Annotated in this window: 24 protein-coding genes; 7 read left to right on the top strand and 17 right to left on the bottom strand. The window is 56.5% G+C overall.

Going from position 1 to position 23,964, the window contains the following annotated elements:
* The first annotated feature begins 21 nt into the window (after positions 1-21).
* Together HBM95_01750 and actP are read left to right on the top strand one after the other, a co-directional pair.
* Positions 22-336, top strand: coding sequence for a DUF485 domain-containing protein (locus tag HBM95_01750; protein ID NIH41673.1), 315 nt, complete (start codon positions 22-24; stop codon positions 334-336).
* Positions 333-1,982, top strand: a complete 1,650-nt coding sequence (gene actP / locus HBM95_01745) for a cation/acetate symporter ActP (GenBank protein NIH41672.1) — start codon at positions 333-335, stop codon at positions 1,980-1,982. The genes HBM95_01750 and actP overlap by 4 nt, the downstream gene beginning before the upstream one ends.
* 32 nt (positions 1,983-2,014) lie before the next feature.
* On the opposite strand, the gene HBM95_01740 is transcribed toward actP, so the two are convergent.
* The gene (locus HBM95_01740; GenBank protein ID NIH41671.1) at positions 2,015-2,704 is read right to left on the bottom strand and encodes an LrgB family protein; all 690 of its coding nucleotides are present in this window, start codon (positions 2,702-2,704) and stop codon (positions 2,015-2,017) included.
* Positions 2,697-3,107: a CidA/LrgA family protein gene (locus HBM95_01735; GenBank protein NIH41670.1), complete on the bottom strand. Its 411-nt coding sequence runs from the start codon at positions 3,105-3,107 to the stop codon at positions 2,697-2,699. The genes HBM95_01740 and HBM95_01735 overlap by 8 nt, the downstream gene beginning before the upstream one ends.
* Before the next feature lie 102 nt (positions 3,108-3,209).
* On the opposite strand from HBM95_01735, the gene HBM95_01730 reads away from it, so the two are divergent.
* Entirely contained in the window at positions 3,210-4,112 is a 903-nt protein-coding gene (locus HBM95_01730) for a LysR family transcriptional regulator (protein ID NIH41669.1), read from the top strand.
* Between the two features lie 66 nt (positions 4,113-4,178).
* Here HBM95_01730 and HBM95_01725 read toward each other — a convergent pair whose 3' ends face one another.
* From HBM95_01725 to soxR, 4 genes are all read right to left on the bottom strand, one after another.
* The gene (locus tag HBM95_01725) at positions 4,179-5,825 is read right to left on the bottom strand and encodes a Na+/H+ antiporter (GenBank protein ID NIH41668.1); all 1,647 of its coding nucleotides are present in this window, start codon (positions 5,823-5,825) and stop codon (positions 4,179-4,181) included.
* 150 nt (positions 5,826-5,975) lie between these two features.
* Positions 5,976-7,325 carry a guanine/hypoxanthine transporter GhxP gene (gene ghxP, locus HBM95_01720; protein ID NIH41667.1) on the bottom strand — a complete coding sequence of 450 codons (1,350 nt, stop codon included), beginning with the start codon at positions 7,323-7,325 and terminating at the stop codon, positions 5,976-5,978.
* Between the two features lie 296 nt (positions 7,326-7,621).
* A complete protein-coding gene (locus tag HBM95_01715) occupies positions 7,622-8,293 on the bottom strand; it encodes a glutathione S-transferase (GenBank protein ID NIH41666.1) in 672 nt (223 codons plus the stop codon).
* A gap of 367 nt (positions 8,294-8,660) precedes the next feature.
* Positions 8,661-9,119, bottom strand: coding sequence for a redox-sensitive transcriptional activator SoxR (gene soxR / locus HBM95_01710; protein ID NIH41665.1), 459 nt, complete (start codon positions 9,117-9,119; stop codon positions 8,661-8,663).
* Positions 9,120-9,217: 98 nt separating this feature from the next.
* Between soxR and soxS the strand changes: the two genes are divergently transcribed.
* Entirely contained in the window at positions 9,218-9,544 is a 327-nt protein-coding gene (gene soxS / locus HBM95_01705; protein NIH41664.1) for a superoxide response transcriptional regulator SoxS, read from the top strand.
* A 5-nt stretch (positions 9,545-9,549) separates the two neighbouring features.
* Here the strand turns inward: soxS and HBM95_01700 are convergent, their stop codons facing one another.
* Positions 9,550-11,115, bottom strand: a complete 1,566-nt coding sequence (locus HBM95_01700) for an EAL domain-containing protein (protein ID NIH41663.1) — start codon at positions 11,113-11,115, stop codon at positions 9,550-9,552.
* Between the two features lie 339 nt (positions 11,116-11,454).
* Entirely contained in the window at positions 11,455-11,706 is a 252-nt protein-coding gene (locus tag HBM95_01695; protein ID NIH41662.1) for a hypothetical protein, read from the bottom strand.
* A 63-nt stretch (positions 11,707-11,769) separates the two neighbouring features.
* Between HBM95_01695 and HBM95_01690 the strand changes: the two genes are divergently transcribed.
* Positions 11,770-12,051: a hypothetical protein gene (locus HBM95_01690; GenBank protein NIH41661.1), complete on the top strand. Its 282-nt coding sequence runs from the start codon at positions 11,770-11,772 to the stop codon at positions 12,049-12,051.
* Between the two features lie 59 nt (positions 12,052-12,110).
* On the opposite strand, the gene ssb1 is transcribed toward HBM95_01690, so the two are convergent.
* Complete coding sequence (gene ssb1 / locus HBM95_01685; GenBank protein NIH41660.1) at positions 12,111-12,635, bottom strand: single-stranded DNA-binding protein SSB1; 525 nt, start codon at positions 12,633-12,635, stop codon at positions 12,111-12,113.
* A 250-nt stretch (positions 12,636-12,885) separates the two neighbouring features.
* Between ssb1 and uvrA the strand changes: the two genes are divergently transcribed.
* A complete protein-coding gene (gene uvrA / locus HBM95_01680) occupies positions 12,886-15,708 on the top strand; it encodes an excinuclease ABC subunit UvrA (GenBank protein NIH41659.1) in 2,823 nt (940 codons plus the stop codon).
* A gap of 2 nt (positions 15,709-15,710) precedes the next feature.
* Here the strand turns inward: uvrA and HBM95_01675 are convergent, their stop codons facing one another.
* The 6 genes from HBM95_01675 to dnaB form a co-directional block, all read right to left on the bottom strand.
* Positions 15,711-16,064 (bottom strand): MmcQ/YjbR family DNA-binding protein, encoded by a 354-nt coding sequence (locus HBM95_01675; GenBank protein NIH41658.1) that lies wholly within the window; start codon positions 16,062-16,064, stop codon positions 15,711-15,713.
* Between the two features lie 2 nt (positions 16,065-16,066).
* Positions 16,067-16,483 (bottom strand): YjbQ family protein, encoded by a 417-nt coding sequence (locus HBM95_01670; protein NIH41657.1) that lies wholly within the window; start codon positions 16,481-16,483, stop codon positions 16,067-16,069.
* 112 nt (positions 16,484-16,595) lie between these two features.
* Positions 16,596-17,309, bottom strand: coding sequence for an acid phosphatase AphA (gene aphA / locus HBM95_01665; GenBank protein ID NIH41656.1), 714 nt, complete (start codon positions 17,307-17,309; stop codon positions 16,596-16,598).
* A gap of 213 nt (positions 17,310-17,522) precedes the next feature.
* Positions 17,523-18,716 carry an aromatic amino acid transaminase gene (tyrB, locus tag HBM95_01660; protein ID NIH41655.1) on the bottom strand — a complete coding sequence of 398 codons (1,194 nt, stop codon included), beginning with the start codon at positions 18,714-18,716 and terminating at the stop codon, positions 17,523-17,525.
* A 119-nt stretch (positions 18,717-18,835) separates the two neighbouring features.
* On the bottom strand, positions 18,836-19,915 hold the full coding sequence (gene alr / locus HBM95_01655) for an alanine racemase (protein NIH41654.1): 1,080 nt from the start codon (positions 19,913-19,915) through the stop codon (positions 18,836-18,838).
* Between the two features lie 16 nt (positions 19,916-19,931).
* On the bottom strand, positions 19,932-21,344 hold the full coding sequence (gene dnaB, locus HBM95_01650; GenBank protein ID NIH41653.1) for a replicative DNA helicase: 1,413 nt from the start codon (positions 21,342-21,344) through the stop codon (positions 19,932-19,934).
* A gap of 66 nt (positions 21,345-21,410) precedes the next feature.
* On the opposite strand from dnaB, the gene HBM95_01645 reads away from it, so the two are divergent.
* Entirely contained in the window at positions 21,411-22,394 is a 984-nt protein-coding gene (locus HBM95_01645) for a quinone oxidoreductase (protein ID NIH41652.1), read from the top strand.
* Positions 22,395-22,578: 184 nt separating this feature from the next.
* Here the strand turns inward: HBM95_01645 and pspG are convergent, their stop codons facing one another.
* Positions 22,579-22,821 carry an envelope stress response protein PspG gene (gene pspG, locus HBM95_01640; GenBank protein ID NIH41651.1) on the bottom strand — a complete coding sequence of 81 codons (243 nt, stop codon included), beginning with the start codon at positions 22,819-22,821 and terminating at the stop codon, positions 22,579-22,581.
* Positions 22,822-22,957: 136 nt separating this feature from the next.
* The gene (gene dusA / locus HBM95_01635; GenBank protein NIH41650.1) at positions 22,958-23,953 is read right to left on the bottom strand and encodes a tRNA dihydrouridine(20/20a) synthase DusA; all 996 of its coding nucleotides are present in this window, start codon (positions 23,951-23,953) and stop codon (positions 22,958-22,960) included.
* Positions 23,954-23,964: the final 11 nt, after the last annotated feature.

Raw genomic sequence — 23,964 nt, 5'->3', positions numbered from 1 at the left:
TTACCTTTGGAGAACTCTGTGATGAATAACGATATTTGTCAGCAGATAGAGAATAGTGCGCACTACAGGGAGCTCGTCGATAAGCGGCAACGGTTTGCCTTCATTCTTTCCATCATCATGCTGGTTATCTACGTCGGCTTTATTATGCTGATCGCCTTTGCGCCGCACTGGCTGGGCACCCCGCTGCATGAGGGTACCAGCGTCACGCGCGGCATTCCGATTGGCATTGGAGTGATTGTGATTTCATTCTTGCTCACGGGCGTGTACGTCTGGCGCGCCAACGGTGAATTCGATCGTCTCAATAAAGCGGTACTGCAAGAGGTAAAAGCATCATGAAGCGAGTTCTGACGGCGCTAGCCGCCACACTTCCCTTTGCTGCCCACGCGGCGGATGCCATTACCGGCGAAGTACAGCGCCAGCCAACCAACTGGCAGGCGATTGTGATGTTCCTGATTTTCGTGGTGCTGACGCTGTACATTACGTACTGGGCGTCGAAACGCGTGCGCTCCCGTAATGATTACTACACCGCGGGCGGCAACATTACCGGCTTCCAGAACGGGCTGGCGATTGCGGGTGATTTTATGTCTGCCGCCTCGTTCCTTGGGATCTCCGCGCTGGTCTACACCTCCGGCTATGACGGGTTGATCTACTCCCTCGGCTTCCTCGTCGGCTGGCCGATCATTCTGTTCCTGATTGCCGAGCGCCTGCGTAACCTCGGTCGCTATACCTTTGCCGACGTGGCCTCATACCGCCTGAAACAGGGCCCTATCCGCATGCTCTCAGCCTGCGGCTCGCTGGTGGTCGTGGCCCTTTACCTGATTGCCCAGATGGTGGGGGCAGGCAAGCTGATCGAGCTGCTGTTCGGCCTGAACTACCACGTCGCAGTGGTGCTGGTGGGCGTCCTGATGGTGATGTACGTCCTGTTCGGCGGCATGCTGGCAACCACCTGGGTGCAGATCATCAAAGCCGTGCTGCTGCTGTTCGGCGCCAGCTTTATGGCCTTTATGGTGATGAAGCACGTCGGCTTTAGTTTCAATAATCTGTTTACCGAAGCGATGGCGGTCCACCCGAAAGGGGAAGCGATCATGAGCCCTGGCGGGCTGGTGAAAGACCCGATCTCCGCACTCTCTCTCGGTCTCGGGCTGATGTTCGGTACCGCTGGCCTGCCGCATATCCTGATGCGCTTCTTTACCGTGAGCGATGCGCGTGAAGCGCGCAAGAGCGTCTTCTACGCCACCGGCTTTATGGGTTACTTCTACATCCTGACCTTTATCATCGGCTTCGGCGCAATCATGCTGGTGGGGGCGAACCCGGCGTTTAAAGACGCGGCGGGCGCGCTGATCGGCGGTAACAACATGGCGGCGGTGCATCTGGCCGACGCGGTGGGCGGCAACCTGTTCCTCGGCTTTATCTCCGCCGTGGCCTTCGCCACCATTCTTGCGGTGGTGGCAGGGCTGACGCTGGCGGGCGCGTCTGCGGTATCGCACGATCTCTACGCCAACGTCTTCCGCAAAGGCGCGAGCGAGCGCGATGAGCTGAAGGTCTCGAAGATCACCGTGCTGGTGCTGGGCGTGGTCGCCATTCTGCTGGGGATTTTGTTCGAGAAGCAGAATATCGCGTTTATGGTGGGGCTGGCCTTCTCGATTGCCGCAAGCTGTAACTTCCCGATCATCCTGCTCTCCATGTACTGGTCAAAACTGACCACCCGTGGGGCGATGATTGGCGGCTGGCTGGGTCTGCTGACGGCGGTGATCCTGATGATTCTGGGCCCGACAATCTGGGTGCAGATCCTCGGTCACGAAAGCGCTATCTTCCCGTACGAGTACCCGGCGCTGTTCTCCATTGCCGTGGCGTTTATCGGTATCTGGGTCTTCTCGGCTACCGACAACTCGCCGGAGGGTAACCTGGAGCGTGAGAAATTCCGCGCCCAGTTTATCCGCTCACAGACCGGCCTGGGCGTTGAGCAGGGCCGCGCGCACTAAGCCTTTCTCCCCGGCCGCTCTGGCCGGGGAGTTCAAAACATCACCCACGCCACCAGCGGCGCAATCAGCACCATCGTCACGCCCGAGAGCATCATCACCAGGCTTGCGACAACCCCCTCCTGCTGACCGAGTTCATACGAACGCGCCGTACCCGCGCCGTGCGACGCCGCGCCAAATCCTGCCCCCTTCGCCATGCCTTCCCGGATAGAGAGCCGCAGGAACAGCACATCCCCCACCGCCATACCAAAGACGCCCGTGACCACCACAAACAGCGCCACCAGATCCGGCTGCCCGCCGAGCGGTTTAGCCGCTGCCAGCGCAAACGGCGTCGTGACCGATCGCACGGCCAGGCTGCGCTGAATTTCATCAGGCAGGGTAAACAGCCGCGCCAGCCAGACCGAGCTGCACACCGCCACCACCGTCGCGGTAATGACGCCCGCGCTGAGCGACATCCAGTGGCGTTTAATAATCTTCAGGTTGTCATAGACAGGGACGGCAAAGGCGATGGTCGCCGGGCCGAGCAGCCACAGCAGCCAGTGGGACTCACCAATGTAGTTCTGCCAGGAGATATGGCCGAATACCAGCATCAGCACCAGCAGGATGGGCGTGAAGACCAGCGGCATCAGCGGCAGCGCGCGGAAGCGGCGGTACAGGCGCTTGTTGGCAAAGTAGATGACGACTGTCGCAATCAGGCACAGCACGCTTATCTGAAAGTTAGTCATGCTTCTGCCTGCTGATTTCAAACCGATACACGTTATCCACCACCCAGGCGGTAGCGCCCAACACCATCAGCGTGCTCAGGGCGATAACCGCGAAGATGCGCCAGCCGTCGACCATCAGCAGCTGCGCATAGTTCACCACGGCTACCACGGCCGGAACGAAGAACAGCAGCATCTCCGCCAGCAGCCAGCGCGCGCCGGCCCGCACCCAGCTAAGGGGTAACGCACGTGAAAGAATCAGCGTCAGCATCAGCACCATCCCCACCAGGTTGGCGGGTAAAGGCAGGTGCAGCCAGTCAACAAGATATTCCGCAAAAACAAACAGTCCCGCGTAGAGCAGTACCTGAACCGGTACCTGGAGTCGTTGCACAACGGCAGGCGTAACACGGCTTAACGCCACGGCCATGGGGGTTTTCCTCAGAAATGAGACGAGGCGCCAGTATAGTGAGCGTACGTCATCGACTGAAATGAATTAAAATCATCGAAGGTATAGTTTCGAGGAATAATCATGGACATAAGAACGCTGCGCTATTTTGTCGAGGTGGTTCGCCAGCAAAGTTTTACCCGCGCAGCGGAGAAGTTGTTCGTTACCCAGCCGACCATCAGCAAGATGCTGAAAAACCTCGAAGATGAGCTGAACTGTACCCTGCTGATCCGCGATGGGCGCAAGCTACTGCTGACCGATACCGGACGCGTGGTGTTCGAGCGCGGGCTGGCGATCCTGGGGGAGTTCCGCCAGCTTGAGGCCGAGCTTGCGGACATCAACCACCTGACTAAAGGTCTGTTACGTCTCGGCATTCCGCCAATGGTCGGCATGATGATGGCCGGGCCGATTAGCCTGTTCCGCCAGCGCTACCCCGGCGTTGAGCTTAAAATTTCTGAATTTGGCGGCCTGACCGTGCAGCAGGCGGTGATCAACGGCGAGCTGGACGTGGCGATGACGGCACTTCCCGTGGAGGAGGAGAGTGGTCTGGCGACGCTCCCGCTCTTTAGCCACCCGCTGTGCGTGCTGGTGCCCCGCTCCGGCGACTGGCTGACGATAGACTCGGTGAAGCCCGAGCTACTTGGCGAGCATCCCCTGCTGATCTACAACGAAGACTTCGCCTTAAGCCGCCAGCTGATGACCCTGTTTAACCACCATAACGTGAAACCGCGCATTGCGGTGCGCAGCGGCCAGTGGGATTTCCTGGCGGCGATGGTGCAGGCGGGCGTGGGGATTGCCATTCTGCCGCAGCCGATCTGCGAGCGGCTGGATAAAAACACGCTGCGCTGGATCCCGCTGGAGAGCGATCTCCACTGGCAGTTAGGGATGATTTGGCGTGAAGGGGTGTATTTGTCGCACAGCGCGCAGGCGTGGTTGCAGTGCTGTGAGGGGTTTTGGGTCCCCTCACCCCAACCCCTCTCCCCATAGGGGCGAGGGGCTCGATCGGTTCCCTCTCCCCTATGGGGAGAGGGTTGGGGTGAGGGGCAAAGCGCGCTACTGATTCTCTATCAACAGCGCTTCCAGCAGGTCCAGATCGTGCAGCAATTTTTGCAGCGTTTCGTTGCTGATCTGGCGCGTGGCGCGCAGGTGATACAGCTCGGCGCGCTCGGAGCGCAGCGCCGCCAGGCGGAACCGACGCTCCAGGTTCTCCTCCTGCAGCGAGCTTTCCACGTCGTTACGCCCGTCGGCGCGGCGGCGCAGGTTACCTATCACCCGCGAGCTGACTTCCTTCAGCAGCTGGTTATCAATGTTCTCTTCGGCGTCGGCGGCCAGACGCTCCTCCATCTTCTCAATGGCTACAATCGCCACTTCCGCCGTGGCCGCGCGGGCAATCCGCTCCTCTTTGTGCTGTTGGGTCGAGTCACCGGCATCAATGTGCTGGAGTAAAATCGGCAGCATAATCACGCCGACAAACAGCGAGAAGAGGATCACGCCCGCCGCCAGGAACACCAGCTCGTAGCGCGCCGGGAAGACGTCCCCCGTTGGCAGCAGCAGCGGAATAGAGAGCACACCAGCGAGGGTAATCGCCCCGCGGACGCCCGCGAAGGAGGCAATCAGCAGCTCGCGCGTGGTCCAGGAGCCGAACTCCATCGGCTTTTTCGTCAGGAAACGCACGCTGAATCTTTTCATCGTCCAGAGCCAGCCGAAACGCACCAGCATCAGCGCCATGTAGATCAGCACGATATCGGTAAACAGCATCCAGACTTCAACGTTCGGATCGGCCTCTGCTGCGATGAGCGAGGACTCCATAATGCCCGGCAGCTGCAGGCCCAACAGCAGGAATACCATGCCGTTGAACACAAATTCCAGCATTGCCCAGGTGCTGTTGGCGCGCAGGCGCATCGCCAGCGGCGCGCGGCGCATTACGCCGGAGCGGGTGATGGTCATCCCCGCCGCCACTGCCGCCAGAATGCCCGATACGCCGATATGTTCGGCAATTAGATAAGAGGCAAACGGCAGCAGGAACAGCAGCACGATCTGCGTAGCCGGTTCATCGCCGCCCCAGCGGCTGAGGAAGCGTAGCGAGCGGCCATACAGCCAGCTCACCACAAAGCCTGCGAGGATACCGCCAATCGCCACCTTGAAGAATTCCAGGGTCGCACCACCCACGGTAAAGACCATCGTTCCCATGGCAACTGCCACGGCAAACTTCAGGGCGACCAGGCCGGAGGCGTCGTTCATCAGCGCCTCCCCCTGTAAAATGCCCATGATTTTCTTCGGAATGCGGCCTTCGCCCACAATGCCGGAAAGCGCTACGGCATCGGTTGGCGACAGCACGGCGGCCAGCGCAAAGGCGGGAATTAACGGGATACCCGGTACGGTCCAGTAGATCAGGAAACCAATCCCGACGACGGTGACCACCACCAGCGCCAGCGCCAGGCCGAGGATCTCTCGTCCATGCTCAAGAAATTCGCGCGTGGGGGTTTTCCAGCCATCGGCAAACAGCAGCGGCGGGATAAACAGCACGAGGAACAGTTCCGGATCGAACTCCACGTGCAGACCGAACGTCGGCCACGCCAGCAGCGCACCGATAGCTATTTGCATTAAAGGCAGGGGGACCTGGAAGGGCAGTACGCGTGTAACCACCCCGGATAACGAGACCACAAGGGTCATGATGAGTATTGTGAAGAAGATTTCCATGCGTTCCCTGTTTGCTGTGTTACTTATGTACTACGGAAGGCGTCGTGCCTTTTATTCTATCTTCCCCAGAGTAACGCAAAAGGCAACGGGATGAGTCCTGAAAATAAAAACGGGCGGCCTGAGCCACCCGTTTTCGCATCAATGGATAACTCAGATTGCCCAGCCGCACGCGTAGAACGCCACCAGCGCAACGGCGATCACCACGGTGCCGATGTTCAGCTTGCGCCATTCACCGGAAACCAGACGGCCAATCACCAGTGAGGCGAAACCGATCATGATGCCGGTCACGATGTTACAGGTCAGGACGATAAACACTGCGGTAATCAGGCCGGACATCGCATCCACGAAGTCCGCAAAGTCGATTTTCGCCACGTTGCTCAGCATCAGCAGGCCGACGTACATCAGCGCTGGCGCGGTCGCGTAGGCCGGGACCAGGTAAGAGAGCGGAGAGAGGAACAGGATCAGCAGGAACAGCACGCCGACGGTGATCGCCGTCAGGCCGGTTTTACCGCCTGCTGCCGTACCCGCCGCAGATTCGATGTACACCGCCGCAGGCGCCGCGCCGACCAGACCAGAGAAGACGCTGCTCAGGGAGTCGGTGGTTAGCGCTTTGCCGCCATCGATAATCTGGCCGTCTTTATCCAGCAGGTTGGCCTGACCGGCCACCGCGCGAATGGTACCGGTCGCGTCAAATACCGCGGTCATCACCAGCGCCAGCACGCTTGGCAGGATCACCGGGTTCAGCGCGCCCACGATATCCAGGCTGCCGATCAGGGAGTTGCCTTTGTCATCGCTCAGCGACGGCATTGCGAAAATACCGGAGAAGTGGACGGTCGGATCGAAAATCAGGCCGACGATGGAAATGCCGATAATGGTCAGCAGGATGCCGCCCGGTACCTTCAGTTTCTCCAGGCCGATAATCACCGCCAGACCGATCAGCGACATAATGACCGGGAAGCTCGCAAAATGACCCAGCGCCACCGGCAGGCCGTCCAGTGGGTTCTTGATCACCAGGCCAACACCGTTGGCGGCGATCAGCAGCAGGAACAGGCCGATACCGATTCCGGTGCCGTGCGCCACGCCCTGCGGCAGGTTGCGCAAAATCCAGCTACGGATGCCGGTGGCGGAAATGACGGTAAACAGTACGCCCATCAGGAATACGGCGCCGAGGGCAACCGGTACGCTGATCTGCTGGCCCAGCACCAGGCTGAATGCGGTAAAGGCGGTCAGAGAGATGGCGCAACCAATCGCCAGTGGCAGGTTCGCCCACAGCCCCATGACGATGGAACCCACGCCAGCCACTAGGCAGGTGGCGACGAAGACAGCCGCTGGCGGGAAGCCCGCTTTGCCCAGCATGCCCGGTACCACGATAACGGAGTAAACCATCGCCAGAAACGTTGTCAGACCGGCAACAACTTCCTGGCGCACGGTGCTGCCGCGAGCCGAAATTTTAAACATGGCGTCAAGTGAACCGCCGGTACGCGCAGATGGCGTAGACATAGAAACATCCCCTGAGAGTTTTTATAGAACGTCCATAAGCGTGGTGGAGACACCGCTGCCAGCTAAAACGTCAAATCCGTGTGTTGCGTTTGCGACGAAAGGGCGTCACAAAAAAAGCAAACGTTTAGCTCCGCGCTTATAAAACGGGTGGTCAAATTAAGGCAAACGATTATCCAGCCTAATCCACGCCCTTTTCAACTGAACTTTGTCGATTTTCGCTAAAATTCACTTATGACGATGAAGAAATAGACAGAGGATGCGCAAACGTTATCGTCTATGCGCAATTTATTTACATCTCAATCCTCGCCCGGGATAGATAACGGGCCACCTTGTTGCAGAGTTCTTTGCCAGCTAGGGCTGCTTTCCACCTTTTGCTTCCATGCCTGAATATGCGGCAGATTATCAATGCCGCCGCGCGCCAGCAGGGCAAAGAGTGGAAAGCTCATCTGAATGTCGGCCATACTGAACGCTTCTCCGGCAAACCAGCTGTTTTTAGCAAGATGTGAATCTATAAAGCGCGCATGGGTTTCCAGCTGGGGGTTGAGATATGCTTTCTGCACCCCCTGCCCCAGCGCCTTGCCCAGAGTTCGGATGCCAAACGGCACGGGCGGCTTGCCGAGGCTGCTGAAGACCAGCTTCATTAACAGCAGCGGCATCAGCGACCCTTCCGCGTAATGCAGCCAGAAGCGATATTGCACCTTATGCGCGGGGTCCAAAGGCTTCAGCCGCGATTCGGCATCATAGGTTTCCTGCAGATACTCCAGAATGGCGCCTGACTCCGCAAGGATCAGCCCGTTATCTTCAATGACCGGGGATTTGCCCAACGGATGCACCTTTTTGAGGGACTCGGGTGCCAGCATGTTCTTTTCGCGCTGGTAGTGAACTATTTCATAAGGCAGGGCGAGTTCTTCCAGCGCCCAGATCACGCGGTGCGAGCGCGACTGGTTCAGGTGATGTACCGTGAGCATGATTTTCTCCTGTTATTCATACTTTTTAACTATAGAAAATCGAACAACACCGCGAAAAAATTTCGTCTTAAAAACTACTCGCGAGGCTGGCGAAAAAACGGGTCTTGCATAGAATTAAAGTGTCAGCACAATCCGGAACCTCCCCAACCAGCTCGACACGAGGGGTGCTGATGTCGGGGGAAACCCTCCCGTGAACCAGCGGGATAGAGAGAAAGACAAAGACCGGGAAAAACTAAAGCGCCCTTTGTGGCGCTTTAGTTCTTTATGATGCTTTTTGCCGGGTGGCGCTTCGCTTACCCGGCCTACGTTCTCGGTTTTGTAGGCCGGGTAAGGCGCAGCCGCCACCCGGCAAACAGGCCGCACGGACTCAATCCTCCTCCAGCAACCGTGCCCCCGTCCCCTGCTCGCCCAGCCTGTCGCCGGGGTTACGCAGCGGGCAGTCGCTACGGGACAGGCAGCCGCAGCCGATGCAGCCGTCCAGCTCGTCACGCAGCGCGACCAGCGTGTGGATACGTCTGTCCAGCTCTTCACGCCACTGGGACGAAAGTTCTTTCCACTCTTTCGGGCTAAGCGTATGCCCTTCCGGCAACACGCCAAATGCCTCACCGATCGTCGCCAGGGGTATGCCGATGCGTTGCGCAATTTTGATAATCGCCACGTAACGGAGCACGTCGCGGGTATAGCGGCGCTGGTTTCCGCCGTTACGGATGCTTTTAATTAACCCTTTGCTTTCATAGAAGTGGAGCGCCGATACCGCAACGCCGCTTCGCTTTGCCACTTCGCCGGGGGTTAAAAGCGCTTTAATACGCGGCAATCTCTTTTCCATAAAACCTCTTTACCTCAAGTTAACTTGAGGAATTATACTCCCCCGCAGAGAAAACGACGAATCAACCGAGAAAGTTGTATCTACAGAGGGGCAACCTTATGTCGCATCAGCAGATTATTCAGACACTTATTGAATGGATTGACGATCATATCGACCAACCGTTGAACATTGATGTGGTCGCTAAAAAGTCGGGCTATTCGAAATGGTATTTACAGAGGATGTTCCGCACGGTCATGCACCAGACGCTGGGTGAGTACATTCGTCAGCGCAGGCTGCTGCTGGCGGCGCAGGCGTTACGCTCAACGCAGCGGCCGATTTTTGATATCGCGATGGATCTTGGCTATGTGTCGCAACAAACCTTTTCCCGCGTGTTTCGCCGCGAGTTTGACCGTACGCCAAGCGATTACCGCCACCAGTTGAATTAATCCCGTCATTGCAAAGGTTGCTGCTGCCAGGTCATAAATTCCTGGGGCGGCATCGCTTTCGCGAAGTGCCATCCCTGACAGAACTGAACGCCGCGCTTCAACAACCAGCTCACCTGCTCAGCCGTCTCAACCCCTTCGGCAATGGTTTTAAGCCGCAGGCTTTGCGCCATCTCGATAATATGCTCGGCGATCAGGTGGCTGGTACTGTTGGTGGTTAAGGTGTCGATAAACGATTTGTCGATTTTCAAAATATCGACGTTCAGCGAGTAGAGGTTGTGCAGGTTGGAGTAACCGGTTCCGAAATCATCGATCGCCACTTCATAGCCCGCCTGACGGAAGGCCTGAATCACCGGCGTGGTTTTTGGGACATCGATAAAACCGCGTTCCGTCACTTCAATTTTAATTTGCTGGGCGCGTACGGCGTAGTGCCGGGCCTTGTCAGAAATCATGGCGATCAGCCGCGAGGAGTGGAAGTCCGTGGCCGACAGGTTAATCGAAATATAGAGATGCGGATGCGCCGCCAGGAAATTGCCCAGATCGCTGAACACCTCCTCAACAACATAATCCGTAATTCGCTCGCTCATTCCCTCTTTTTCAGCCAGCGGAATAAATTCAGCCGGGCTCATCACCTGCCCGTTGAAACCAGGCCAGCGCAACAGCGCCTCTGCCCCCACGCACTGGTTATTCTTGATATCAATAATCGGCTGATAGTGCAGACAAAGCTGACGTTTGTTCAGCGCCCGGTGCAGTAGCCGCCCCGGCGAATTAAGCTCACGATGGGTGCGGGACCACACCAGCAAAATAATAATGCTGCAGATCATTCCCAGCGGCAGCGTCAACGTCGCCTGGTGATAGAGCGTTTCATAAAAACGTTTATCTGACGTCGACACGATAGCGGCAATAGGCCGTTTTGGCGATTTCACGACGGTATAGAAACGGTTATCTTTTTGAAATACCGATTCCTTATCCTGAATCATCGAATTTAATAAAGTCGCATTGGCTTTCTGACTGACGGAAAAGAAGGCATTGGTTACCGTATCGTATACCCCCCATGCGAGGGAATGATCGGTAGACATCACTTCACTGTAAGAAAGCGGATTGACCACCACGACATAATTTCCGCGCTGCATATATGTCATTTTATAGCCAGTATAAAATGGCGTATCGCGAAAATAATAGATCGCAACGTCAGGTTTACGCGTGTAATTAGCAACCGGAATGACATAGGGTTGATCCGGTGTAAAAACGGTCGAACAAAGAAAATTCTGACCTTCAGCATAAATTAAATCGGCGACAAACAGGCGGCCACGAACAACGTTCAACATATATTGACGATGTTCCGGCGTACAATGTTCACCCTGATATTTTTCTGCCTCGTCCCTGGCCAGGTCAACTTGTTGAATTACCAGTTCAGTTTTGTCTAAAGCCAGTTCAGCAAATGTACGTAGCTGAGCGCTCGTTTCCGACTCGGCTCTCAGCTGGGCAAACCATAGAGCAAGCATCACCGGCAGCATAACTACCATGATGATTCCTACCACCCTGAGTATTTTGCGCCGCGCGCTACGATTCATTTCCCGCCCTATATCCCTGCATGTTGTACGCCTGTAGTAATGAAGGCCGGATGCTTTGTTAAACAGGTGATTACGTTGCATGAATCATGCGAAGTTAGCAACTGACTTTTAGTATTAAAAATCTTAAATTTCGTTATGACGATAATATTTTCCCGTAAGCTAAACTGTAAGTATTCGTTCCGTTTCAATTAAGGAAAATAATTATCCACCACGCATGGGTGGTTTTGAGAGAACACCACAGAGGATCGCTGATTAAGCCAAACTTCTGGCGGCATGAAAAAAGCACAACGCCAACGTGACGTTTTATCCTATTTATGCGGGTGTATTTTGTTCGTTGATTTATAAATAATCAGACATCATCACAATATTATCAGAAAATAATGCTTCTCCTAAAAACGGCACGGCTGGACGTCTCTTTGCCTCCAGATGCTCTTCCCCGCTTGCCCGGCGGGCATTACCCCGCACGTTGTGGGTCCGCATCCCTTTGTACGAAGGCAGACCCGTACCGCACACTCTTTTTCCGGCTAATAAAATCCCCTTTTTGGCTACGCAGACACTGGCGAATAAATCAACAAATGTGATATAGTTCACACATATTGTGTAACGAGAAACACTGTTTCATTCAGTTCGTCTGTTTTGTAGAGGATGGGTTTTATGGCAACCATTACTACCAGCATGGTTCTCCTGCGCTGGCCCTTGTTGAGTGCGTTTTTGATGTTTTTAGCCAGCACGCTGAACATTCAGTTTCGTAAATCCGACTACGCGGGTCTTGCCGTCATCAGTACCCTACTAGGGCTTGGCGCGGCTTGCTGGTTCGCAACGGGCCTGCTGGGCATCACCCTGCTGGATATGGCCGCCGTCTGGGAAAATATTAAAGTAGTGATGGTTGAGGCGATGAGCCACACGCCACCAGACTGGCCGATGGTCATTACCTGATCCCTTCAGCAATAAAAAACCCAGACGATGTCTGGGTTTTTTGTTTTAGCATCCGTTGTTCAGAACGGGATGTCGTCGTCGAAGTCCATTGGCGGTTCGTTAGACGGGGCAGGAGCAGACTGCTGCTGCGGACGAGACTGCGCGCCGCCGCTGAACTGGTTGCCGCCCTGTGGCTGCTGAGGCTGACCCCAACCGCCCTGCTGCTGGCCGCCACCGGCTGGTGCGCCGCCGCCCTGACGGCCACCCAGCATCTGCATGGTGCCACCAACGTTCACCACCACTTCCGTGGTGTACTTCTCAGCGCCGGACTGATCGGTCCATTTGCGGGTACGCAACTGGCCTTCTATATAGACCTGAGAACCTTTACGCAGATACTCACCGGCTACTTCTGCCAGTTTGCCAAACAGCACAACGCGGTGCCATTCGGTCTGCTCTTTCATTTCACCGGTCGCTTTATCACGCCAGGATTCGGAAGTAGCCAGCGTAATGTTGGCAACTGCGCCACCACTCGGCATGTAGCGTACTTCCGGGTCCTGGCCCAGATTACCGACGAGAATCACCTTGTTTACGCCTCTGCTGGCCATGTTCGTGTCTCCTGAATACGTTTCTTAATAGTGTAAACGCGCGAGTGTACCATTTCCATGCTGCACTTTGATAGTTGCGTAGCACGTTCCAGAGTTCTCTCGCCACTCGACATTGTTACACAGCGAATCAGAAAATGCATTCCAATACTGTATATTCAAACAGGTTAAATTGTGTCATAATTAGCCGTTTCTGACAGCCGTTTGTCCTTCAAACAAACCAGGCAATCCGTGTTCCAACCGGGAAAGGTGAATGGATAAGATCGAAGTTCGGGGCGCCCGCACCCACAATCTCAAGAATATCAACCTCATAATCCCTCGCGACAAACTCATCGTCGTGACCGGGCTTTCGGGGTCTGGCAAATCCTCACTGGCCTTCGACACTTTGTATGCCGAAGGACAGCGTCGTTACGTTGAATCACTCTCTGCGTACGCGCGTCAGTTCCTGTCGCTGATGGAAAAACCGGATGTCGATCATATTGAAGGGTTATCGCCTGCTATCTCCATTGAGCAGAAGTCGACCTCGCATAACCCGCGTTCAACGGTCGGTACCATCACTGAAATTCACGACTACCTGCGTCTGCTGTATGCCCGCGTGGGTGAGCCGCGCTGCCCGGACCACGACGTCCCGCTGGCGGCACAGACCGTGAGCCAGATGGTCGACAACGTGCTGTCGCAGCCGGAAGGCAAACGCCTGATGCTGCTGGCGCCTATCATTAAAGAGCGAAAAGGTGAACACACTAAAACGCTGGAAAACCTGGCAAGCCAGGGCTATATCCGCGCCCGCATCGACGGCGAGGTGTGTGACCTGTCGGATCCGCCAAAGCTGGAGTTGCAGAAGAAGCACACCATTGAGGTGGTGATTGACCGCTTTAAGGTGCGTGACGATCTCGCCACGCGTCTGGCGGAATCTTTCGAAACGGCGCTGGAACTCTCTGGCGGCACGGCCGTGGTCTCCGACATGGACGACCCGAAAGCGGAAGAGCTGCTCTTCTCCGCCAACTTCGCCTGCCCGATTTGCGGCTACAGCATGCGCGAGCTGGAACCGCGCCTGTTCTCGTTCAACAACCCGGCGGGCGCGTGCCCGACCTGTGACGGCCTGGGCGTACAGCAGTATTTTGATCCGGACCGCGTGATCCAGAACCCGGAGCTATCCCTGGCGGGCGGCGCTATTCGTGGCTGGGACAAGCGTAACTTTTACTACTTCCAGATGCTGAAGTCGCTGGCGGAGCACTACAAGTTCGACGTTGAAGCCCCGTGGGCAAGCCTGAGCCCGAACGTACACAAAGTGATCCTGTTCGGTTCCGGCAAAGAGAACATCGAGTTCAAATATATGAACGACCGTGGCGACACCTCCGTGCGTCGTCACCCGTTCGAAGGGGTGCTGCACAATATGGAGCGCCGCTACAAAGAGACCGAATCCAGCGCGGTGCGCGAAGAGCTGGCGAAGTTCATCAGCAACCGCTCCTGCGCCACCTGCGAGGGCACGCGTCTGCGTCGCGAAGCGCGCCACGTATTTGTTGAAAATACGGCGCTGCCGACCATCTCAGACATGAGCATCGGCCACGCGATGGACTTCTTCAACAACCTGAAGCTCTCCGGCCAGCGCGCAAAAATCGCCGAAAAAGTGCTGAAAGAGATCGGCGATCGCCTGAAGTTTCTGGTGAACGTTGGCCTGAACTACCTGACGCTTTCCCGCTCGGCAGAAACGCTCTCCGGCGGTGAAGCCCAGCGTATCCGTCTGGCGAGCCAGATTGGCGCGGGCTTAGTGGGCGTGATGTACGTACTGGATGAACCATCTATCGGCCTGCACCAGCGCGACAACGAACGCCTGCTCGGGACGCTGGTCCACCTGCGCAATCTCGGCAACACGGTAATCGTGGTCGAGCACGACGAAGATGCGATCCGCGCGGCTGACCACGTGATCGATATCGGTCCTGGCGCGGGCGTACACGGCGGCCAGGTGGTCGCAGAAGGGACGCTGAAAGATATCATGGCGGTGCCCGAGTCGCTGACCGGCCAGTACATGAGCGGCAAGCGCAAGATTGAAGTGCCGAAACAGCGCGTCGCGGCGAACCCGGAAAAAGTGCTTAAGCTCACCGGGGCGCGCGGCAACAACCTGAAGGACGTCACCCTGACGCTGCCAGTTGGCCTGTTTACCTGCATTACCGGCGTGTCCGGTTCCGGTAAATCGACGCTGATCAACGATACGCTGTTCCCGATTGCGCAGACGGCGCTGAACGGCGCGACGCTCGCCGAACCTGCGCCGTATCGCGACATTCAGGGACTGGAACATTTCGACAAGGTTATCGACATCGACCAGAGCCCGATTGGCCGTACGCCGCGTTCCAACCCGGCAACCTATACCGGCGTCTTCACGCCTGTACGTGAACTCTTCGCCGGCGTACCGGAAGCGCGTTCGCGCGGTTATACCCCTGGACGTTTCAGCTTTAACGTGCGCGGCGGCCGCTGTGAAGCGTGTCAGGGCGACGGCGTGATCAAGGTTGAGATGCACTTCCTGCCGGATATCTACGTGCCGTGCGACCAGTGCAAAGGCAAGCGCTATAACCGCGAAACGCTGGAGATTAAGTACAAAGGCAAGACCATCCACGAAGTGCTGGACATGACCATCGAGGAGGCGCGCGAGTTCTTTGACGCCGTCCCTGCGCTGGCGCGTAAGCTGCAGACGCTGATGGACGTAGGGTTGACCTATATTCGTCTGGGGCAGTCCGCCACCACGCTGTCAGGCGGTGAAGCCCAGCGCGTGAAGCTGGCGCGCGAGCTCTCCAAACGCGGTACAGGCCAGACGTTGTACATTCTGGACGAGCCGACCACTGGCCTGCACTTTGCCGATATCCAGCAGCTGCTGGAGGTTCTGCATCAGCTGCGCGATCAGGGCAACACGATTGTGGTTATCGAACATAACCTGGACGTGATTAAAACCGCGGACTGGATTGTCGATCTTGGCCCGGAAGGCGGCAGCGGCGGCGGTGAAATCCTCGTCTCCGGTACGCCAGAGACCGTTGCAGAGTGCGAAGCCTCGCACACCGCGCGCTTCCTTAAACCGTTGCTGTAATCTCAGACGGAGAGCTGCTGCCGGGTCGTTTCCGGCAGCAGCTCAACCGCCTGCTTATAAGACGCATCCACCAGATAGTAAATTTGCGAGCCAGGCAGCGAACCGTCCAGATAGACGGTGCTCCAGTGCGCTTTATTGAGGTGCTGGCTCGGCCGCACATCATCATGCTGCTGACGTAACAGATCTGCCAGTTCCGGGCTGGTTTTCAGCGACGCCGCCGGGCGCCCCTCTACCTCTTTCACCATCGCAAATAGCACGTCTCCCACTTTAATCTGCGTGGCTTTCCAGTCGCTATGAACGCTCTGCTCTGCGCCAGGTTTACTCATGCAGTACTGAAGTAGCTCCGAAATTGTCATCTTTATTCCCCTTGTAGCGTTGCGATAATTTTACGCGAACCACCGTGAATGCGATGTTCTCCCAGCCAGATCCCCTGCCACGTTCCCAGCAGTAGCCGCCCGTTGTGTACCGGCAACATCAGCGATACGCCCAGCAGAGAAGATTTGATATGCGAAGGCATGTCATCCTGGCCTTCATAATCGTGCTCGTAGGGGGCGTTGTCCGGAACTGTCTTCAGGAAATGGTGTTCCATATCTGACCGGACGGTAGGATCGCAATTTTCATTAAGCGTGAGAGAAGCCGATGTGTGCTGAAGCAGCAGATGCAGTAAACCCGTTTTGACGCGCGACAGATCGCGGATTTGCCCGATGACTTCCTCCGTCACAAGGTGAAACCCGCGGGGTTTAGCGCTTAAGGTCAGGGTCTGTTGATACCACATGTGCTGCTCCGTTAAGAAAGATGAATCTTTCTAAGTGTGCAGCAAGAAGGCGAAAGGTAAAACCCGCAGCGGCGGATTTGTTCAAAAAAGAATCAAACTCGCCGCGCGCGTGCTAATACTCGGAGTTCACAATCACCTCTTCGCCAAACTTGCCTGCCATTGGCAGCGGTCGATAGGTCGAGTTAGAGGCACGCAGCACCCGGATCGCTCTGGCCCCCACATCCTGCGCCGCGGTAATGTCGTTATCCGAATCACCGTAGAACACTTTGATGTTTTTCTGCTCCAGCCACTGGGTTTTGGTGTTTTGTCCCTCTTTATCACCCGCAAAAATGACCGGGTTCATACTGGCTGCCGGGATCTGAAAATCGTCCTGCAGGGTTTTGGAGACGGTCTCGGTTTTGGTCTGGCTACGACCGGTAACGAAGTAAATGCTGTCGCCGCGCTTAACGTGCATAGCAATTACCGCCCGGGCGACCTCTTTCGGGATGCTGTACTCGTCCCAACCGTTATTCATTTTTTCCCAGAACTCCGGGTTCTTCAGATACGCTTCGCTGTCGGGCGAATACATTTTCTTGCCACGCCAGAACCCCGGGCTGGAGAAGAGAACGGTATCGTCAATGTCGAAGCCCACGGCCATTGGCGGACGGCCCACCAGGCTGTTTTCGATTTGTGCCACGGAAACCCAGTGAATGGGTGCCTGTTCGGCCAGCATGGCGGCGGTGGTGCCGGTGTAGAGCGGCGTCGGTGCAGAAGCTCGCGCCACAACAGCACTATTAAGCGAGAACAATAAGCAGGCGGCGCTGAGCGCCAGTGTGATCTTGCGCATGTTTTCCCCTGAATATTCAGTTTGTTATCGTTTTATTTTGAGTGGATGGTCAAAAAACTATCCGACCATAACCCCAGCGGGAGGTGAAGGAAAGGAGTTTTTGCTTATGAAGCGGAATAAAAAGAAGAGGATCACAAAAGGCCGGACAACCTTTTTGAGCGGCCTGATGCCCTCACCCCAACCCTCTCCCTCGGGGAGAGGGTTGGTAAGTACTTACATTACAGCAGCAAACGCCTGCGCCACGCGATGAACGTTGCTGGCATTCAAACCCGCCACGCACATACGGCCGCTGGCGATCAGGTAGACGCCGAACTCTTCGCGCAGGCGATCGACCTGCGCCGCGCTCAGTCCGGTGTAGCTGAACATCCCGCGCTGCTTGAGCAGATAATCAAAGTTATGCCCCGGTACAGCCTCTTTCAGGACGTTAACCAGCTCCTGACGCATTGACAGGATGCGCTTACGCATCGCTTCCACTTCGGCAAGCCAGGACGCTTTCAGCTGTTCGTCACCGAGTACCGTCGCCACCACCTGCGCACCAAAGTTTGGCGGGCTGGAGTAAATGCGGCGCACCGTCGCCTTCAGTTGACCCAGCACGCGGCCCGCCGCTTCGGCGTCTTCACACACCACGGACAGACCGCCAACGCGCTCGCCGTAAAGTGAGAAGATTTTTGAGAAGGAGTTGCTGACCAGCGCTGGCAGCCCGGCGCTGGCAACGGCGCGGATGGCGTAAGCATCTTCTTCCATGCCCGCGCCAAAGCCCTGGTAGGCGATATCGAGGAACGGGATCAAATTGCGGGCCTTCAGCACCTCTATCACCGCATCCCACTGAGCATTGGTGAGGTCCGCACCGGTCGGGTTATGGCAGCATGGATGCAGCAATACGATACTGCGCTCCGGCAGTGTGTTCAGTTTTTCCAGCAACGCTTCGACGCGCACGCCGTTGGTTTCGCTGTCGAACCACGGATAGGTCTCGACCTTAAAGCCTGCCCCCTCGAAGATCGCAACGTGGTTTTCCCACGTCGGGTCGCTGACCCACACGCCGGAATCCGGGAAGTACTTTTTAAGGAAATCTGCACCCACTTTCAGCGCCCCTGAGCCGCCCAGCGTCTGGATGGTCGCCACGCGTTTCTGCGCGAGTACCGCGTGATCGGCCCCAAACAGCAGAGGCGCGATGGTGTTGCGGTAGGAGTTAAGCCCTTCCATCGGCAGATAAAGAGACGCACCGTGCGTAACAGCGTTAAGGCGCGCTTCGGCTTCAGCAACGGCTTTTAATTGCGGGATGATGCCATCCTCGTTGTAATACAAGCCAATGCTGAGGTTCACTTTGTCGCTGCGAGGATCTTCTTTGAAACGCTCCATTAAGGAGAGGATAGGGTCGCCGGCATAGGCGTCAACTTTCTGAAACACGCGATGGTTCTCCGGAATTCGATGAGGCAGGAATTTCAACAATAAACCGGAAGTGGGAGAAGGTCGAGAGGATGTTAATAAAGTTGGAGTGAGGTTAAATCCCTCACTCCACTGGCGGTTCAATCAATGTATTTCATTGCCACCCGCGACGTCAGGCGCGTGATAAGTTCGTAAGCACTCACTTTCGTAATTTCAGCAATGCGTTCAACGGGCAGACCATCGCCCCACATCACCACATCGTCGCCCGCTTTATCCTGGGCTTCAGGTCCCAGATCTACGCAAATCATATCCATCGCCACGCGGCCGACAATCTTCACTTCACGACCGTTGACCAGCACCGGCGTACCCGTTGGCGCAGCGCGCGGATAGCCGTCGCCGTAGCCCATCGCCACCACGCCGAGACGCGTGTCGCGCTCGCTGGTCCAGGTGCCGCCGTAACCCACCGGCTCTCCCGCTTTGTGCTCACGCACGGCAATCAGCTTTGAAACCAGCGACATCACCGGCTTAAAGCCTAAGTCCGGCCCCCAGGGTTTGTTCTCCAGCGGTGAAACGCCATAAAGGATGATGCCCGGACGCGCCCAGTCGAAGTGCGACTGCGGCCATAGCAGGATCCCGCCGGAGGCCGCAATCGAGCGCATCCCCGGCTTGCCTTCGCAGAAGGTGTTAAAGATATCGAGCTGCTGCTCGGTTGCCCCGCACTCGGGCTCATCGGCACGGGCAAAATGGCTGACGATATTCACCGGCTGGCGCACGTTTTTGCACTGGCTCAGACGCTGATAAAACGCTTCTGCGTTTTCCGGACGCACACCCAGCCTGTGCATGCCCGTGTCGAGCTTCATCCAGACGGTCACCGGCTCGCTCAGTGTGGCAGTTTCCAGCGCGGCCAGCTGCTCTTCGTTGTGTACCGCCGTGTGCAGACGCTGGTCGGCAATGGTTGGCAGATCCGAGGCTTCAAAAAAGCCTTCAAGGAGCAGAATAGGTTGAGTAATACCGCCTGCGCGCAGACGGAGAGCTTCTTCAAGACGGGCGACGCCAAAGGCGTCGGCATCGGGGAGCGTTCGCGCGGTCTCAAGAAGACCGTGTCCGTAAGCGTTCGCTTTCACGACTGCAACGAGCCTGCTGGCGGGCGCCAGTTCACGCAGACGTTGCAGGTTGTGTCGCAGAGCGCGGCGGTTAATCACAACAGTTGCCGCTTGCATTTGAATTCCTTAGAAATTACTCATCATCATATTGAGGACCGGCATAGTTGTCGAAACGCGACCACTGTCCGTTAAAGGTCAGACGCACCGTCCCGATCGGGCCGTTACGTTGCTTACCAATGATAATTTCGGCGATCCCCTTCAGGTCGCTGTTCTCGTGATAAACCTCATCACGGTAGATAAACATGATTAAGTCGGCATCCTGCTCGATGGAGCCGGACTCACGCAGGTCGGAGTTGACCGGGCGCTTGTCGGCACGTTGTTCCAGAGAGCGGTTCAGCTGCGACAGCGCCACTACCGGCACGTGCAGCTCTTTGGCTAACGCCTTGAGCGAGCGGGAGATCTCTGCAATCTCCAGCGTACGGTTGTCCGAGAGCGACGGGACGCGCATCAGCTGAAGGTAGTCGATCATGATAAGGCCGATGCCGCCGTGTTCACGGGCGATACGGCGCGCGCGGGAACGGACCTCAGTCGGCGTCAGGCCGGAGGAGTCATCAATATAGATGTTCCGTTTTTCCAGCAGAATGCCCATGGTGCCGGAGATACGCGCCCAGTCCTCATCGTCGAGCTGGCCGGTACGAATGCGGGTCTGATCCACGCGCGACAGCGACGCCAGAGAACGCATCATGATCTGTTCGGAGGGCATCTCAAGGCTGAAAATCAGTACGGGCTTATCCTGCAACATCGCCGCATTTTCGACGAGGTTCATCGCAAAAGTTGTTTTACCCATCGACGGACGCGCCGCGACGATGATCAAATCCGACGGCTGCAAACCGGCAGTTTTCTTGTTCAAATCGTCATAACCGGTGTTCACCCCGGTTACACCGTCGTGCGGCTGCTGGAACAACTGCTCAATACGCGCCACGGTAGCGTCGAGCACATCGGCGATGTTTTTTGGGCCTTCGTCTTTGTTCGCACGGCTTTCGGCGATTTTGAAGACGCGGGACTCGGCAAGGTCGAGCAGGTCTTCGCTGGTGCGGCCCTGCGGATCAAACCCGGCCTCGGCAATCTCATTCGCCACCGAGATCATCTCGCGAACGACGGCACGTTCGCGCACGATATCGGCGTAAGCGCTGATGTTCGCCGCGCTTGGCGTGTTTTTTGACAGTTCTGCCAGGTAGGCAAACCCACCGACGCTGTCCAGCTGCCCCTGACGCTCAAGCGATTCCGCGAGCGTGATCAGGTCAATCGGGCTGCCGGACTCCTGCAGGCGCGCCATTTCGGTAAAGATGTGGCGGTGCGGACGGGTGTAGAAATCTTCAGACACCACGCGCTCGGCAACGTCGTCCCAGCGTTCGTTATCCAGCATTAAACCGCCCAACACCGACTGTTCCGCTTCAATCGAGTGCGGCGGGACTTTTAACCCTGCGACCTGGAAATCACGCTCGCGAGGTTCAGCCTGTTTGTTGAAGGGTTTGTTTCCTGCCATAGTGAATGGAGTTACCGAGATAAAGAGTGGGTCGAAAGATTACCATATTTTTCTTACGGAGGGAGCATGGCAACGCGCATTGAGTTCCAGAAACACGGCGGTCCTGAAGTGCTGAAAGCGGTGGAGTTTACCCCCGCGGCACCTGGGGAGAACGAAATCCAGGTTGAAAACAAAGCTATCGGCATTAACTACATCGATACCTATATTCGCGGCGGCCTCTACCCGCCTCCGTCAATGCCGAGCGGCCTGGGCACTGAAGCGGCCGGCATCGTCAGCAAAGTGGGCAGTGCGGTTAAGCATATCAAAGAAGGCGATCGTGTGGTGTATGCGCAGTCTGCCCTGGGCGCTTACAGCTCCGTCCACAACGTCCCGGCGGACAAAGCCGCTCTGCTGCCGAACGCCATCTCCTTTGAGCAGGCGGCCGCCTCATTCCTGAAAGGGCTGACAGTTTATTACCTGCTGCGCAAAACCTACGAAATTAAGCCCGATGAGCAGTTCCTGTTCCACGCTGCCGCCGGTGGCGTGGGGCTGATTGCCTGCCAGTGGGCGAAAGCCTTAGGCGCGAAGCTCATCGGCACCACAGGCAGTGCGCAAAAAGCGCAGCGTGCGCTGGACGCGGGCGCGTGGCAGGTGATCAACTACCGGGAAGAGAGCGTCGTCGAGCGGCTAAAAGAGATCACTGGCGGCAAAAAAGTACGCGTGGTGTATGACTCGGTGGGGAAAGATACCTGGGAGGCGTCGCTGGACTGCCTTCAGCGTCGTGGGCTGATGGTGAGCTTCGGTAACGCCTCAGGCGCTGTAACCGGTGTTAATCTGGGCATTCTGAACCAGAAAGGGTCTCTGTACGTGACGCGCCCTTCTTTGCAGGGTTACATCACCAACCGGGAAGAGCTGGAGGAAGCCAGCAACGAGCTGTTCTCGCTGATCGCCAGCGGCGTGATTAAGGTGGATGTGGCAGATGCGCAGAAATACCCGCTAACCGATGCACGGCGTGCTCATGAGGTGCTGGAAAGCCGGGCGACGCAGGGTTCAAGTTTGTTAATTCCCTGACCCCTAAAAAGAAATTGGGCTTCCCGTGGGAAGCCCTTTCTTTTTTTAGTTCGGCTGTATGTAGGGTACAGCTCGATGAATTCTGTAGCGGCAGTCATAGTGACAGATTCGATAAGTAAATCCTATTCTGTTCTAAGCCATGCTGCCGGAAAAGTTACAAGTATGTGACGAACCCCTCAATACCTTAGTAACGGAAGCGGTTATTGCGCTGATAAGTCGGCAATTTTGGCGCTTTAATCGCCCGTATTACCCACACCACGGCGATAGCCAGCAGCAGCCACGGCAGCAGTTTGATCGTCAGGGCAAATAACCCGCCGATAAACATTACCACTGTCGCCACAACGAGCGCGGCCAGAATGCCGAGCAGCGACACGCCTGTGGCTAACAGCATGACAAAAAAGCCAATGATAAAAAGTAGTTCCAGCATGGTGCTCTCCCACGAGTTCCCGAATGTTGCTGCAATCATTACAAGAATCATGCCAAAGCTAATGCATTGTTCTTAAAGCAAAACGCCCCGCGAGAATTCGCAGGGCGTGGTGAATTTGACGAACTTTTAGCGAAAGTTATCGCTTGTCTGCCACCAGTCGCAGCGCATGTTCCAGCACCTCGATATCTGCACCGGCTTTATGCGCATTCTCGCTCAGGTAGCGACGCCACTGACGCGCGCCCGGAATACCCTGGAACAGGCCAAGCATATGGCGAGTGATATGGCCAAGATAAGTGCCATTGCTCAACTCGCGCTCAATGTAAGGGTACATCGCACGCACGACGGCAACCGGATCGGTGTCCGCGCCTTCGATGCCAAAGATTTCGCGGTCGACCGTCGCCAGAATGCCCGGATTCTGATACGCCTCGCGCCCGACCATCACGCCATCCATATGTTCAAGGTGCGCTTTGGCCTCTTCCAGCGACTTGATACCGCCGTTAATTGACATCGTGAGGTGCGGGAAATCACGTTTCAGTTGATACACGCGCGGATAATCCAGCGGCGGGATCTCACGGTTCTCTTTCGGGCTGAGGCCGGAGAGCCAGGCTTTACGGGCGTGAATGATAAACATCCCGCACTCGCCTTTCCCGGATACCGTGTTGATGAAATCGCACAGGAATTCGTAGCTGTCCTGGTCATCAATTCCGATACGGGTTTTGACCGTTACCGGTATGGAGACCACATCACGCATCGCCTTGATACAGTCCGCCACCAGCTGTGCATTGCCCATCAGACAGGCGCCGAACATGCCGTTTTGCACGCGGTCGGAAGGACAGCCAACGTTGAGGTTGATCTCGTCGTAGCCGCGTTCTTCCGCCAGCCTCGCGCACTGCGCCAGCGCGGCCGGATCGCTGCCCCCCAGCTGCAGGGCTACCGGATGCTCTTCTTCGCTGTATGCCAGGTAGTCGCCCTTCCCGTGAATGATTGCGCCCGTGGTCACCATTTCCGTGTACAGCAGCGTATGGTGGGAGAGCTGGCGCAGGAAATAGCGGCAGTGTCTGTCCGTCCAGTCGAGCATCGGCGCAATAGAGAAACGGTGTGCAGGGAAATCGGTCTGGTATTCTGACAACATGACGAAGTTTT

It is taken from the genome of Enterobacter asburiae, assembly GCA_011754535.1.
Taxonomy (GTDB): domain Bacteria; phylum Pseudomonadota; class Gammaproteobacteria; order Enterobacterales; family Enterobacteriaceae; genus Enterobacter; species Enterobacter cloacae_N.
The sequence above is the reverse complement of the archived record's forward strand: the minus strand, read 5'-3'. Positions and strand labels throughout refer to the sequence as shown.

What these genes read in the sequence shown, in the direction of transcription:
- HBM95_01735 (NIH41670.1), bottom strand. Translation starts at nt 3,107, where the DNA reads ATGGCCGTGGCGTTAAGCCGTGTTACGCCTGCCGTTGTGCAACGACTC.
- pspG (NIH41651.1), bottom strand. Translation starts at nt 22,821, where the DNA reads ATGCTGGAACTACTTTTTATCATTGGCTTTTTTGTCATGCTGTTAGCC.
- HBM95_01750 (NIH41673.1), top strand. Translation starts at nt 22, where the DNA reads ATGAATAACGATATTTGTCAGCAGATAGAGAATAGTGCGCACTACAGG.
- HBM95_01690 (NIH41661.1), top strand. Translation starts at nt 11,770, where the DNA reads ATGGCAACCATTACTACCAGCATGGTTCTCCTGCGCTGGCCCTTGTTG.
- actP (NIH41672.1), top strand. Translation starts at nt 333, where the DNA reads ATGAAGCGAGTTCTGACGGCGCTAGCCGCCACACTTCCCTTTGCTGCC.
- HBM95_01725 (NIH41668.1), bottom strand. Translation starts at nt 5,825, where the DNA reads ATGGAAATCTTCTTCACAATACTCATCATGACCCTTGTGGTCTCGTTA.
- HBM95_01645 (NIH41652.1), top strand. Translation starts at nt 21,411, where the DNA reads ATGGCAACGCGCATTGAGTTCCAGAAACACGGCGGTCCTGAAGTGCTG.
- HBM95_01715 (NIH41666.1), bottom strand. Translation starts at nt 8,293, where the DNA reads ATGCTCACGGTACATCACCTGAACCAGTCGCGCTCGCACCGCGTGATC.
- HBM95_01700 (NIH41663.1), bottom strand. Translation starts at nt 11,115, where the DNA reads ATGAATCGTAGCGCGCGGCGCAAAATACTCAGGGTGGTAGGAATCATC.
- HBM95_01740 (NIH41671.1), bottom strand. Translation starts at nt 2,704, where the DNA reads ATGACTAACTTTCAGATAAGCGTGCTGTGCCTGATTGCGACAGTCGTC.
- alr (NIH41654.1), bottom strand. Translation starts at nt 19,915, where the DNA reads ATGCAAGCGGCAACTGTTGTGATTAACCGCCGCGCTCTGCGACACAAC.
- ssb1 (NIH41660.1), bottom strand. Translation starts at nt 12,635, where the DNA reads ATGGCCAGCAGAGGCGTAAACAAGGTGATTCTCGTCGGTAATCTGGGC.
- soxS (NIH41664.1), top strand. Translation starts at nt 9,218, where the DNA reads ATGTCGCATCAGCAGATTATTCAGACACTTATTGAATGGATTGACGAT.
- uvrA (NIH41659.1), top strand. Translation starts at nt 12,886, where the DNA reads ATGGATAAGATCGAAGTTCGGGGCGCCCGCACCCACAATCTCAAGAAT.
- dnaB (NIH41653.1), bottom strand. Translation starts at nt 21,344, where the DNA reads ATGGCAGGAAACAAACCCTTCAACAAACAGGCTGAACCTCGCGAGCGT.
- HBM95_01670 (NIH41657.1), bottom strand. Translation starts at nt 16,483, where the DNA reads ATGTGGTATCAACAGACCCTGACCTTAAGCGCTAAACCCCGCGGGTTT.
- soxR (NIH41665.1), bottom strand. Translation starts at nt 9,119, where the DNA reads ATGGAAAAGAGATTGCCGCGTATTAAAGCGCTTTTAACCCCCGGCGAA.
- aphA (NIH41656.1), bottom strand. Translation starts at nt 17,309, where the DNA reads ATGCGCAAGATCACACTGGCGCTCAGCGCCGCCTGCTTATTGTTCTCG.
- dusA (NIH41650.1), bottom strand. Translation starts at nt 23,953, where the DNA reads ATGTTGTCAGAATACCAGACCGATTTCCCTGCACACCGTTTCTCTATT.
- ghxP (NIH41667.1), bottom strand. Translation starts at nt 7,325, where the DNA reads ATGTCTACGCCATCTGCGCGTACCGGCGGTTCACTTGACGCCATGTTT.
- HBM95_01675 (NIH41658.1), bottom strand. Translation starts at nt 16,064, where the DNA reads ATGACAATTTCGGAGCTACTTCAGTACTGCATGAGTAAACCTGGCGCA.
- HBM95_01730 (NIH41669.1), top strand. Translation starts at nt 3,210, where the DNA reads ATGGACATAAGAACGCTGCGCTATTTTGTCGAGGTGGTTCGCCAGCAA.